At 75.4% G+C, this 11,877-nt stretch carries 7 protein-coding genes; 1 reads left to right on the top strand and 6 read right to left on the bottom strand.

Annotation, left to right across the window (positions count from 1 at the left end):
- Positions 1 to 49: 49 nt before the first annotated feature.
- The 3 genes from K7862_RS23885 to K7862_RS23875 are packed head-to-tail and all read right to left on the bottom strand — an operon-like array spanning position 50 to position 3,519.
- Entirely contained in the window at positions 50 to 442 is a 393-nt protein-coding gene (locus K7862_RS23885; RefSeq protein WP_222965887.1) for a DUF742 domain-containing protein, read from the bottom strand.
- Between the two features lie 36 nt (positions 443 to 478).
- Positions 479 to 901: a roadblock/LC7 domain-containing protein gene (locus K7862_RS23880; RefSeq protein WP_222965885.1), complete on the bottom strand. Its 423-nt coding sequence runs from the start codon at positions 899 to 901 to the stop codon at positions 479 to 481.
- Positions 898 to 3,519: a nitrate- and nitrite sensing domain-containing protein gene (locus K7862_RS23875; RefSeq protein ID WP_222965883.1), complete on the bottom strand. Its 2,622-nt coding sequence runs from the start codon at positions 3,517 to 3,519 to the stop codon at positions 898 to 900. Before K7862_RS23875 ends, K7862_RS23880 begins: the two co-directional genes overlap by 4 nt.
- A gap of 175 nt (positions 3,520 to 3,694) precedes the next feature.
- On the opposite strand from K7862_RS23875, the gene K7862_RS23870 reads away from it, so the two are divergent.
- Entirely contained in the window at positions 3,695 to 4,090 is a 396-nt protein-coding gene (locus tag K7862_RS23870) for a hypothetical protein (protein WP_262413687.1), read from the top strand.
- Between the two features lie 75 nt (positions 4,091 to 4,165).
- Here the strand turns inward: K7862_RS23870 and K7862_RS23865 are convergent, their stop codons facing one another.
- The 3 genes from K7862_RS23865 to K7862_RS23855 all read right to left on the bottom strand — a co-directional run bounded on the left by K7862_RS23865 (position 4,166) and on the right by K7862_RS23855 (position 11,815).
- Positions 4,166 to 9,088 carry a hypothetical protein gene (locus tag K7862_RS23865; RefSeq protein WP_222965881.1) on the bottom strand — a complete coding sequence of 1,641 codons (4,923 nt, stop codon included), beginning with the start codon at positions 9,086 to 9,088 and terminating at the stop codon, positions 4,166 to 4,168.
- Positions 9,089 to 9,255: 167 nt separating this feature from the next.
- Positions 9,256 to 10,125 carry a hypothetical protein gene (locus K7862_RS23860; RefSeq protein WP_372461643.1) on the bottom strand — a complete coding sequence of 290 codons (870 nt, stop codon included), beginning with the start codon at positions 10,123 to 10,125 and terminating at the stop codon, positions 9,256 to 9,258.
- 160 nt (positions 10,126 to 10,285) lie between these two features.
- On the bottom strand, positions 10,286 to 11,815 hold the full coding sequence (locus K7862_RS23855) for a hypothetical protein (protein ID WP_262413686.1): 1,530 nt from the start codon (positions 11,813 to 11,815) through the stop codon (positions 10,286 to 10,288).
- Positions 11,816 to 11,877 lie beyond the last annotated feature (62 nt).

The following is an 11,877-nucleotide window of genomic DNA, read 5'->3' as shown; positions in this document are numbered from 1 at the left end:
TGATGCTGGGCCGGTGCCCGGGGGCGCCGGTGGGACCTACAGCTGGGACCTACAGCGCGCGGAGACCGGCGATGACCTCGCGCAGAATGCTCTCGTCCGGCAGCTCGGCGGGCGGCACCGGCTTGTGGATCTGCACGTGCGACCCCTCCAGCAGGTCGCCGACGAGCACCCGCACGACCCCGACCGGCAGGTCGAGGTCCGCCGCCAGCTCGGCCACGGACAGGGCCTGGAGCTGGCAGCGCTCGACGATGTCGAGGTGCTCGGGCGACAGGCTGTGGTCGTCCAGAGCCGCGTCGTCGCCGATCTCGTGGCGGGTCACCACCAGCGCGATCAGGTCGATCTTCGCGTCGGCCGCATGACTGGTCCGGCCGCGCGTCATCGCGTAGGGCCGCACCACCGGCCCCGCCGCGTCGTCGTACCATCGGTCCGACTCTGAAGTCATTCCCCGTCACCCCGTCATGTAGCGCCCACTCATCGGTCAGCCGCTGAGCAGCGTGCCGCCGTCGTGCCGCGGGGCGGAGCCCAGATGGGCTCCTACCCGCTTGACCAGGAGAGCCATCTCGTAGGCGACCTGGCCGACGTCGGACTCGGCGTCCGTGAGCACGGCCAGGCAACTGCCGTCGCCGGCCGCGGTCACGAACAGGAAGGCCTCGTCGAGTTCGACCATGGTCTGCCGGACGCCGCCGGCGCCGAAGTGCCGTCCGACGCCCTTGGCCAGGCTGTGGAACCCGGAGGCCACGGCGGCCAGGTGCTCGGAGTCCTCCCGGGTCAGCCCCTCGGAGTTACCGATGGCCAGACCGTCCCCGGAGAGGACCAGGGCCTTGCGGATGCTGGCCACCCGGGTGACCAGATCGTCAAGGAGCCAGTTCAGCTCGCGTGCAGGGCTCGATGGTGCGGTCATCGACCGTTCCCCTCCGGTGTCGTTCGCGGTACTGGTGTCGGCGGAAGGCCGCCGGTCCCGGGATGCGGGCCGGGGCCGGGCGCCTGTCCTGGTGCGGGCTCGGCGTCCGCCGTCCGACGGCCTCGCTGCCAGCCGCGCTGGAGGGCCGCCATCCGGTCGCGCACCTCGTCCGCGGAGCGTTCGCGGCTGCCGCCGCCTTCCGGGTTCTGTCCGGAGTCGCTCGGGACTTCGCGCAGTTGGGGTGCCAGGTTCGCCTGGCGGACGCGGCGGGGCAGCGCGGACCCTTCGCCGCTCTCCCCGCGGCCCGGACCCGCCGCGCGGCCCGCGGAGGCCGGCGGGAGGGGCTGGACGGGGGCCACGGACTGCACCGGCGACACCGGCTCCGGCCGGTGCTGCCGCGGCACGGTCGGCGGCGCGGCGGAGTCCTCGGGGGCCTGCGGCTCGCGCGGGACGCTCGCCGGCCCGACCTGGCGGCCGTTGTCCGCGACGAGCACGGGGGCGCCGCGGCGCGGGCGGCGCTTGGGCAGCGGCAGCGGGTCGTCGAGCTCCGGGTCCTCCTCGGGGAGGGCGGCCGGCTCGTCGGGGTGCGCCACGTGCTCCTTCTGCGACTCGCCGCCCACACCGTCCATGCCCCACTGGCGGAAGGTGTGCTCGGTGGCGCCCGCGGTCTCCTCGGCCCCGGACTCCGCGAGGTCCTCGATCCGGGTGGAGCCGGTGTCGTCGCCGGTCTCGGTGAGCAGCACCGCCGGGATGAGCACGACCGCGGTGGTGCCGCCGTACGGGGACTGGCGCAGCGAGACGCGCACGCCGTGCCGCTGGGCCAGCCGGCTGACCACGAACAGGCCGAGGCGGTCGGTGTCGGAGAGCTCGAACTCCGGTGTCTCGGCGAGCCGCAGGTTGGCCTCGAGCAGCGCGTCCGGCGTCAGGCCGAGGCCGCGGTCGTCGATCTCCAGCACGAACCCGTTGGCCACCGGTTCGCCGTGCAGCCGCACCTGGGTGTGCGGCGGGCTGAACACGGCGGCGTTCTCGATGAGTTCGGCGAGCAGGTGGGTGAGGTCGGCGACCGCCGCGCCGGTGACGGCCAGCCGCGGCAGGCGGCGCACCTCGACCCGCTCGTAGTCCTCGACCTCGGCGACGGCGGCGCGCACGACGTCCATCAGCTGCACGGGCTTGCGCCACTGCCGGGAGGGCGCCGCGCCGGACAGGATGACCAGGCCCTCGGCGTGCCGCCGCATACGGGTGGTCATGTGGTCCAGGCGGAAGAGGTCGGCGAGCTCGTCGGACTTCTCGGTGCGCCGTTCCATGGCGTCGAGCAGGGTCAGCTGCCGGTGCAGCAGGACCTGGCTGCGCCGGGCCAGGTTGACGAAGACGTCGGAGACGCCCTTGCGCATGTCGGCCTGGCGCACGGCGGCCTCGACCGCGGCCCGCTGCAGGGTGTTGAGCGCCTTGCCGACCTGGCCGATCTCGTCGTCGGCGTACTGCAGTCGCGGCACCTCGGTCTCGATGTCCACCTGCTCGCCGGCCGCCAGCCGCCGCATCACGCGCGGCAGACGGGTGCCGGAGACCTCCTGGGCCTCGCGGCGCAGCCCGGTCAGGTCGCGGATCAGGCTGCGGCCGATGCGGACGGACACGATCAGCGTGGCGATCACCGCGATCAGGCCGAGGCCCGCGGTCACGCCCGTCTCGGCCAGCAGCGTCCTGGGCAGTGTCCGGGACTTCTTGTAGAACGCGGCCGTGGCGGTGGCGTCGATCCGCCCGAGGTCGTCGAAGGCGCCGGCGGAGACGGTCTGCCACTGCTTCTGGCTGGCCACGAGCGGGGCGTCGCCGGCCCCGGCGGCGACCACGGCGTTCTGCGTGCCGCGCAGGTTCTTGCCCTCGCTGCCCCGCCAGTACGTGTCGTACGGTTCGCGCACGCCGCTGTCGAGGACCGGCAGGTTGTCGTCGTAGTCGTTGCGCTCCTGGGCCACCGCGAAGGTGAAGGAGGTCAGTTCGGTCGCGGTCATGTGGCCGGTGCTGATCGCGGCGGCCATCAGCGCGTCCTGGCGGCTGAGGTCCTCGCGGGCCCGGTTGAGGTTGATGACCGCGCGGCGCTGGCTGTCGAGCGTGGAGTCGCTCAGCGGCAGCATCTCGTCGAAGAAGCCCCAGGCCGGATCGACGAGCGCATTGTACGCGTCGTACGTGTCGTTGCGGGTGATTCGGGCGTTGTCGATGCGCTGCCGCAGCGACGTGAGACCCTCGACGGTGTTCAGGAAGACGTCCAGCCGCTCGGCGGCACGGCTGTTGAGATCCTTGCGGATGCCGGAGGCCGCGATCTGCGTGCGGAGCTTGGCGATCGCCGCGTCGGTCGTCTGTTCCTGCTTGTTGTAGGCGATGCGCGCCTGCGAGTCACGGGTGTTGGCCACATAGACCATCGCCACCCGGCGCTCCTGCTCGAGTCCGCTCACGACCTCGTTCGTCGGGTAGCCGACTTGGTCGACCACCCGCTGGATGTCCGGGCGCCCGAACACCGCGCGGCCGGTCAGTGTGGCGGCGAATGCCCAGATGGCGGTCAGTGACACCAGTGGGATGAGCAGCAGCGCCACGATCTTCCGGCGGATCGTCGTACCGCGAAAGCGCATGGCCTCCCCAACGTTTCCCCCGAACGGGGTTCGTCTGTCGCGTTTAAACGGCGTGAGCCTACTACTGCCACAGTGGTAACTCGAAAGGGCGACTACGGAGTTGAGACGGTCTGAACCGAAACGTACCGGCACGTTGGCACGGAATGGACACGGAAATTCGGGGCAGTCACGTTCCATGGAGTACGAACGCCCCTCGGTGTGGGAGTACGAGCCCGTCGGTACCCCGAGGATGCCCGATCCGGTGCGCGCAGCGGCGGTACGGGCCCTCCTCGTCGCGGCGCTGGCGCTGATCACGGCAACCGTCGACGTCCTGCTGGCTCTCGGGCACTCCTGGCTCTCCGCACCCATGCTGCTCTTCACGGTCTTCGTCTGCGTCGTCGCCACCTGGGCGGTGCTGGACGTATGGGTCACCCGCCAGGTGTGGAACCAGCGCAACGGCGTGGTGTCCAGCCCCAGCAGCGCCGCTCGGGCGCTGCGCAGGGAGCGCCGCAGAAAGCGGCGCGCCGCGCGGCGGTCGGGCCGGGAGCCGGCGTCCGGCCGGCCGCGGATCCCCCGGGCGCACGGCGTGTAGGCGCCCGGCGGATCACCGCGGCGGCCGCCCGGGCCGAGGTGGCCGGGCGGCCGCCGGGTCAGGCCTCGGCGGCCGTCAGGTCAGGCCTCCGCGGCCGCCGGGATGGGCCGCGACATCGGCTGGTGCATCGGCTGGGAGATCGGCTGGTGCATCGGCTGGGACATCCGCCGGGCGGCGGAACATCCGGGTGGCGGTGATCTCGCCGTGCACCGGCTCGCCGTGCGGGTCCGGCACGGGCAGACCCGGCCGCAGATGCTCCTCGACGCTGATGTACTTCAGCCCCGCGCGCAGGTCCGCGTCGTTGCGCAGCCGCACCACCAGCGGGAACTCGGCGAGCGCGGTCGTGTCGAACAGACCGGTGGTGTAGATGAGCTGCACGCCCAGGGCGTCGGCCACCGCGCGCTGCAACTCCAGGAGATAGGTGGCGTTGGCGCGGCCGATCGGGTTGTCCAGGAACAGCGTCCCGGCGTGCCGCTGCCGGTCCCGGCCGCGGTCGTTGCTGCGCAGCGCGGCCATCGTGCAGTACAGGGCGATCGCGGCGGTGAGCAGCTGGCCGCCGGAGAACACGTCACCCATCTGCCCGACCGGCACCCGCTCGGCTCGCAGCACGGCGTCCGGCTTGAGGATCTCCACCGCCACACCGCGCGGCTCCAGCCCCGCCGCCACTCCGCGCAGCAGCAGCGTCATCCCGTCCCGCCGCAGGTCGGAGTTCTTGCGCACCGCCGCCCGGGTCGCCTCGTCGATCACCTCGCCCAGCCGTTCGGTGAGCACCGCCTGGTCGGGGTCCTCGAACCGGATCCGCAGGAACTCCTGCCCCGACCACTCCCCCAGGCCCTCGGGCAGCCGGGACAGCCGCTGGGCGGAGCGCAACGTGGCCAGGGAGGACTCCACCAGCCCGCGCAGCCGGTCCACGATGCTGTCCCGGTTGCGTTCGAGCTGCCCGAGCTCGTCGGTCAGCACCCGCAGCCGCGGGGCGAAGGCCGCCGCCCAGGCCGCCGCGTGGTCGGGCAGCGCGGCCCCCGGCAGCTCCCTGATCTGCTGCCGGGCGGGCGTGCGGACCTGCTCGTAGCGGACGGCGTTGGCGTGCCGCACCAGCACGTCCGAGGCCTCGCGCACCTGCCCCTCGGCGGCGGACAGGTCGGCGGCGCAGCCGCGCAGGCTCCGGCGGGCCTCGGCGGCCTCCTGCCGCGCCTCGCCGGGGCTGCCCGGGTACGGCTCGGGGGTCTCGTCGTCGGCCTGCTGCCCGGTGTCCCTGAGCAGGTCGCGGAGCAGCGCCGCGAGTTCGTCGAAGCCGCCGGCCGCGTCCTCGGCGGCGCGGTGGTCGCGCACCACGTCGGCGTGCGCGGCCCGGGCCTGTTCCAGGGCCTCGGTGCGCGCGGAGAGTTCGGCGTTGGCGGCGCGCAGCAGCTGCTGGGCGTGCTCGGCGTCGCGCGGGGTGAGCTCCTCGGGCAGCTCGGCGTGTGCGTCGCCGCCCTCGGGCGCGAGGCGCTCGGCCTCGCCGCGCAGCCGGCCCAGCTGCTCGCTCGCCGCGGACTGCCGCGACTCCAGGGTCTGCACGAGTTGTTCGGCGCGGGCGGCGGCGGCCTGCCGGGACGGGCCGTCGGCGCCGTCGGGTCCTTCCAGGAGCTGGGCGGCGCGGCTCCGCACCTTGTTGGTCAGGCGCTCCAGTTCGGTGAGGGCGGCGCTCTCGATGCTCTCCGCGCGGGCCTGTTCGGCCCGCAGGTCGGCGCCGACCCCGACCTTCTCGTACACCTGCGAGGCCGCCCGGTAGGCCTCGCGCAGGGCGGGCAGCGACTGCGGCGCCGACGGGGACGCGTTCGCGGCCTCCGGGGCGTCCTCGGGGGCGCCGGCGATCTCGGAGCGCTCGGCGCGCAGCACCCGCGCAGTGCGCCGGGCGTCGTCGGAGGCGCGCTGGGCGGCGCGGCGGTCCTCGTCGGCGGCGCGGGCCAGGGTCAGGCACGCCTCCGCCCGGGCCTCGGCCTCGGCCGCGTCGGCGGCCAGTTCCCGGCTCCTGCGCTGCCAGTTGGCGCGCTCGCGCAGGCGGTGGGCCAGCCCGGCGAGGGCGTCGGCCCGGCGTCGCGCCTGCTCGGCCGCGCCGCGGCGGGTGTCGTTCTCGGCGGCGGCGGCCGCGGCGGCGGCCTCCGCCTCGGCGCGCTCGGCACGGATCCCGGCGAGGGCGGTGCGGGTGCGTTCGGCGGCGTCGCGGGCCGCGGCGACCTCCGCGGCCAGTTCCGCCAGCCGGCCCTCCGGGCAGGTGGAACGCCACGACGCGAGCCGGGCCAGCAGGGTCCGGTCGTTCGCCAGCCGGGCGGCCAGTGCGCGGATCTCCTCCTCCCGCGCGGTGGCGCGGGCGCGCAGCTCCTGCCGTTCGCCGTCGGCGGCGACCTCGTCGTGCATCGCCGGGTTGGGCGGCACCAGGAAGACGTCGGGGCCGGCGGCCCCACCGGGCGGCGGGGCCAGCAGAGCGGCGGCGGTGCCGACGGCGACCGTGGAGCGCGGCAGCAGCGCGGCCTGTTCCAGGACCTCCTTGGCGCGCCGGTAGCTGCCCGGGTCGGTGACCACCACGCCGTCCACGAGTTCGGGCCGGGTGGCCAGCACGACGGCGTGGTCCACCGGGTCAACGGCCTGGGCGAGGTACCGCCAGCCGGGCAGCGCGGGAATGCCGTGCTCACCGAGGAACTCGACGGTGGCCAGGACGTCGGGGCCGGGCGGCAGCAGACCGCCGTCGCCGAGCGCGCCGAGGATGCGGGCGTCGTCCGCCGCGGCGGTGCGCAGCTCGAACAGGTGGCGTTCGGCCGCTCCCACCGAGTCGTCCAGCAACTCCCGGAGCTGCTCGGCGAACCGGTCGAGTTCGGCGGGCGTCAGCGCCGTGCCGTCGCCCGGGGCGGCGGCGAGCGCCTCGCGGGCGGGCGAGCCCTCGCGGCCACCGGCGGCGGTCTCCCCGCCCGGCTGCACGCCGTCGTCCGCGCCGGCCTCGGTGGTTCCGCCCGGCCCGCCGGAACGGCCCGGTGCCTCCGGACCGCCGTGGCAGCCGGAGTTCGCCTCCGCCGCGCCGGTGTCCGACGGGACGCGGGCGCCGGCCCGGGGCGATCCGCTGCGGGACGCGGGGATCGCGAGGACCGCGGGGACCGCCGCGGCCGTGCCGGTGAACGTCGCCGGGAGGCCGAGCAGGGCGGACAGCCGCGGGTCCGACGCGAGCGCGCCGGCCGCGACCGTCGCGGCGCTGTGCGCGGCCTCAGCCGTGCCCAGGGCGTCGGCGGCCCGGGCGGCGGCGAGTTCGGCGCGGGCCTCCGCCGACGCGGTGTCCCGGGCACGCGCCGCGGTGGCGGTGGCGGCCTCGGCCGCGCCGCGCGCGAGGGCGTCGGCGGTCTGCTCGGCGTCGGCGGCCGCGAGGGCCGCCCGCGCCGGGTCGGCGTCGGGCGCGGAGTCGTCGAGCCACCCGGCCCGCACCGCCTCGGCGGTCTCCTGCTCGACCTCGGCGAGGCGCTGGCCGAGGTGCCCGATCTCGGTGCGGGCACGCTCCGCCTCGGTGGCGGCCGCCGTCGCGTCGCGGTGGGCGGTCTCGGACTGCCCCTGGAGAACGGCCGACCGCTCCTCCTCCTCGTCCGCCTGCTGCTCGGCGCGGCCGGCCGCCGCGTGGAGGGCGCGGACCAGGGCGGTGGCCGCCTGGGTGCGGGCGGCGAGCGCCGGAGCGGCGTCCCGCTCGGCCTCCCGGATGGCCTCGGAGACGCGGGCCAGCCGGTCGCCGGCGGCGCGGTGGCGCAGCACGATCTCCGCGGCCTGCCACGCGGCGTGCAGGGTGCGGGCGTCGCTCAGTTCGCGGCGCAGCGCCGTGGCGCCCTTGTCGGCGGCGGCGAGCGCAAGCGAGGCGTGCCGGTAGGCGAGTTCGGCGGCGATTCCGGCGCTGCCGCCGCGGGCCTGCTCGGCGTCGGTGACGGCGTGGGCGGCCTGGGCCATGTCCTGGGCGAGTTCACCGGCCCGGGCGCGCTCCTGCCGGGCGCGGGCCGACAGCCGGTGGGCCAGGGCGCGGGTGCGGCGCTCGGACTGCGCGTGGACGGCGCGGGCCCGGTCGCGGGCCGCGGTGCTCTCGACGATGCGTTCCAGCAGGTCCAGCGAGCCCGCGGTGAAGTCGCGTTCCGCGGTCAGTTCGGCGCGGCGGCCGAGCTTGCCCGCGAAGCCGTGCACGAGGTCGGCCAGGCCGTCGGTGTCCCGGGTGTCGGTGACCGCGCGCAGCAGCAGGTCGGTGAAGTCGGAGTCCTTCTTGACCGCGAAGAGCCCGGCCGCCTCGCCCTCGTCGGCGTTCATCTCCCGCTGGTAGCGGAAGAGTTCGGGGTCGAGGCCGAGGTCGCCGAGGTGCTCGTTCCAGCGGTCGTGGATCTCCTCCCACACCACGTCCAGGTGCGGGTAGGCCTTGGCCGCCTCGGTGACGGCGTCCCGGAACCCCTTCATGGTGCGGCGCCGGCCGCGGGCCGCGGACGTCCCCTCGGCAACCGGCCGGACCGCGGTGGCCTCGGCGACGGGGAGGGAGTCCAGGCTGAGACCTGGTCCGGGCCGGAAGGAGTACCAGGCCTCGGCGAACTTCCGCGGGTCGGAGGAGATCTGGCGGCCGCGCCACTCGCTGACCTTCCCGACGACCACCAGCTCACCGGTGAGGGTGTGCTGCCACTCCAGGGCGACGTGCCCGCAGTCCTCCGCGAGCAGGAACTTCCTGAGCACGCCCGAGCTGGCGCCCCCGAGGGTGTTGCGGTGGCCGGGCAGCATGACGGAGAAGATGAGTTTCAGCAGCACGGACTTGCCGCCGCCGTTCTCCAGGAACAGCACGCCCGCCGGGGCCGGGCGGCGCGGCGGCCCGGCCGGTTCCTCGGCGAAGAACTCGCCCTGCGCGGGCGCGGGCTGGGGCACCACGTCGCCGACGCCCCGCAGGTCCAGCACGGTGTCGGCGTACCGCGCGCCCGCGGGCCCGATGGAGTACAGGCGGACTCGGGAAAGCTCGTACATGCGGGACTCTCGTGGTCGGAAGAGGTCGGTCGGGGTCGGTCGGGGGTCGGTCGGGGCGATCAGGAGGACATGACCCGACGGGCGGTCGGGACGGTGGGCCCGGGGGTGATGGCCCGGAGCCCGGCCGTGAGCCCGGTCGGGAGGACGGTCACGGGGGACGGGGACGGTCAGGACGCCGTGTGGAACGGCAGTCCGGCATCCGCGGCCAGCACGTCGTCGTCGGCGGCCGGGGCCAGGGTGGCCGTGCCGTCGGTGACGGGGACGACGCCCAGGTCCAGCAGTTCGGCCATGGCCGCGCTGCTCGCCATGTCGCGCACCTGCAACTGGTACCGGGCGGTGGTCCGGTAGGTGCCGCCGTGCTCGTCACCGGTGCGCTGCAGGAACCCGGACTCGACCAGGAAGGCGACCGCCTTGCCGATGATGCCGGTGGTCGAACTGGCCAGCCTGCGCGCGTCCTTGGTGGCGCCGGTCGCGCTGCGCCGCACGTACACCCGCCAGGCGGCCTCCAGGCCGGGCGCGTCGCTGGCCGGGTCGGTGTTCTCGCCGGCCTCGTCGGCGCGCTCCTCCAGGCGGCGGCAGGCCTGCCGGACGAAGGCGTCCACGCCGTTGACGGTGATCCGGCCGATGTAGCCGTCGTCGGCGAGGTCCTCGGGGCGCGGGAAGGCGAGGGCCGCGGCGGCCAGGTGGGCCAGACCGTGCAGGAACCGGTCGCCGGTGTCGGAGGCGGCGCGGCGGGCGTAGTCGCCCATGCGCACGGCGAAGACCGAGTCCTCGGCCGCGGCGACGGCCATGCCCGCGCGCGGCGACACCTCCAGCACGATCAGCCCGAGCCCGGCGGCGACCGCGTCGGCGAGACGGGCGAACCCGGGGTCCTCGCGGTGGCGCCGGATCAGCTCCGCGTATTCGGCGTCGCGCGCGGGCAGCAGTCGGGGCTGCAGCCCGAACCCGACCAGGCGCGCGGCGTCCGCCACGTCGCCCGCGGTCGGTGCGGATCTCGTGCCCTCGGGCTCCCGGGCGTCGACCGCCTCCTCTCGCACCTCACTCACGTCCTGTACTCCTCGTTCCGGCCCGCCGGTTGCGGCGGGCTGCTGCTGACTGCGGCGCGCTGTCCGCCGCGACCGTGCGCCCGGGTGCGCTCCGCGGCCCGCGGGACCGGGCGGGCTCCCGGTCCCGCGCGGTGCCCCGGCGTGGCGGCCGTCATGAGGCGACCGCGGCGGTCAGCCGCGCGGTGCCGACGATGAGGTCGGCGCCGCCGAAGTCCGGGTCGTCCAGCGGCGTGCCGTCGTCGACGGCGAACAGCAGCTGGGGTTCGCCCTGGCGGTGCGCGGTGCCGACCGGCGGGGACGCGGCGTGGATGGCGAGCAGCGCGACGAGGTAGGGCAGGTCGGGGTCGCGGCGCCGGGCCTCGGCCAGCAGGCCGGACAGCCGGCGCGGCGCGTCGGCCGGCAGGTCCAGCAGCTCCAGCGCGGACTCCAGCTGCTCGTCGGAGAAGCGGGAGTCGTCGGGCGTGGCCACCAGGTCGGGTTCGGGCATCTCGGCGCCGAGGTGCTCGCGCTCGACGGGCGGCGTCAGCAGCAGCTCGACGAGGTCGCCGACGCGGACCGCGGCCGGGGTGCGCAGTCCGGTGCCGCGCGCGAAGAACGCGTCGGTGACGCGTGAGGCCCGCTCGACCGGCAGCGGCAGCAGGGGGGCGACGAGCTGCCCGTACAGATCGAGTCCGGCGCGGGCCGGGGGCGCGGCGAACGCCTGCCGGTCCTGCTCGGCCCGGAACAGCGGCCCGGCCTCCAGGAGGCGGGACTGGAGCTGGGTGTGGCGGCGGATGCAGTCCTTGACGATGTCGACGAGTTCGGCGGCCCGCCGCTTGTGCTCGGGGTCCTCGGCCTCGTCGCGCGCCTTGCGGATGTTGGTCAGGATCGCGTTCTCGTGGCGGTAGCGGTCGGCGACGTGGTCGAGGGCCTCGGCGATCATGTCCGGAACCTGGCGCAGCCAGTCGACCGCGCGCACGTTGCGCCGGGTGGCCTCCAGGGTGCGGCGCAGCGTCTCGGCGTACTGCACGGTGCGGTACCGCGCCTGTTCGGCGGCGAGTTGGGCGTCCGCCAGCCGGCCGCGGCTGATCAGCACCTCCAGCTTGACCTCGGCGGCGATCTGGGCGCTGGTGACGTCGGTGTCCAGCGCGCCGACCAGGACGTTGACCGCCTCGTCGGTCGTCCGCAGGTAGACGCTGCCGCCGGGGCCGGGCACCTCCTCGATCAGCTTGAAGTCGTAGTCACGGCGGACGTAGGCGCCGTCCGCGCCGAACGTGCCGTAGACCATGCGGAATCCGCGGTCGGCGCTGCCGACGTTGATCAGGTTCTCCAGCACCCAGCGGGCCACCCGCTCGTGCTCGGTGTGCGCCCGGGCGGGGGCCTGGGCGGCGACCCGCGGCAGCAGCCTGGCCACTATCTGGTCGTGGTCGGCTCCGGTGTCGAAGTCCATGTTGAGGGTGACCAGGTCGATGGCCGCGAGCGCGATCTCGGCCATCGCGTACACCGAGTACTCGCCGGCCAGGTTGGCCTTGCGCGCGTCGAGGTCGTGCAGCGGCGCGGTGCAGGCCAGGGCCTTCAGCCTGCGGGCCAGGCCCTCGTCGGCCGCCGGCCCCGGCGCGGGGCGCGCGGCACCCGGCAGCGGGTGCGGCGTGTACGGGACGGTCGTGGTCACGTCCCACACCCTAGGCGGTCGCACCGACATCACACGAAACGGCACGGATCCCCACGGGGCGGGTCAGGGACCCGCATTGCGACCGCCGCTGC

It is taken from the genome of Actinacidiphila acidipaludis (assembly GCF_019890725.1).
Taxonomy (GTDB): Bacteria; Actinomycetota; Actinomycetes; order Streptomycetales; family Streptomycetaceae; genus Actinacidiphila; species Actinacidiphila acidipaludis.
This window is presented reverse-complemented; position numbering and strand designations above follow the sequence as displayed.

Bases quoted from the DNA above. Each gene is read 5' to 3' on its own strand.
- K7862_RS23885 (WP_222965887.1), bottom strand. From the start codon at position 442: ATGACTTCAGAGTCGGACCGATGGTACGACGACGCGGCGGGGCCGGTG.
- K7862_RS23880 (WP_222965885.1), bottom strand. From the start codon at position 901: ATGACCGCACCATCGAGCCCTGCACGCGAGCTGAACTGGCTCCTTGAC.
- K7862_RS23875 (WP_222965883.1), bottom strand. From the start codon at position 3,519: ATGCGCTTTCGCGGTACGACGATCCGCCGGAAGATCGTGGCGCTGCTG.
- K7862_RS23870 (WP_262413687.1), top strand. From the start codon at position 3,695: ATGGAGTACGAACGCCCCTCGGTGTGGGAGTACGAGCCCGTCGGTACC.
- K7862_RS23865 (WP_222965881.1), bottom strand. From the start codon at position 9,088: ATGTACGAGCTTTCCCGAGTCCGCCTGTACTCCATCGGGCCCGCGGGC.
- K7862_RS23855 (WP_262413686.1), bottom strand. From the start codon at position 11,815: ATGTCGGTGCGACCGCCTAGGGTGTGGGACGTGACCACGACCGTCCCG.